The sequence below is a fragment of the Priestia sp. SIMBA_032 genome (genome assembly GCF_046535215.1).
Taxonomy (GTDB): domain Bacteria; phylum Bacillota; class Bacilli; order Bacillales; family Bacillaceae_H; genus Priestia; species Priestia aryabhattai.
Window position 1 is genome coordinate 1 of the sequence record NZ_JAWRXD010001029.1, and the last position, 258, is coordinate 258.

Genomic DNA, 258 nt, shown 5'->3' on the forward strand with positions numbered 1-258 from the left:
GTCCTCGACGAACGTCCACTCGGGATCGAGCGCCAGGACGGCCGGCGATGCTTCGTCTATGAGTTCGGGCTCTCGCTGGCCGACGGGATGACGGTCGACGAGCAGAATGTCGCCGACGTCGAACACCGCTTCACCGAGGCGTTCTCGCAGATCTGGCGCGGCGACGCAGCGGTCGACAACTTCAACGAACTGATCTTCCGATGTGGTCTGACCTGGCATGAGGTGGCAATGCTGCGCGCCTACGCCAGTTATCTGCGC

1 protein-coding gene is annotated in these 258 nt (G+C 63.2%); it reads left to right on the top strand.

The genetic code is table 11. The features are described 5' to 3' along the window. The coding region (locus SB717_RS37465; RefSeq protein ID WP_410908196.1) for a hypothetical protein at positions 1–258 on the top strand (258 nt) is incomplete at both ends.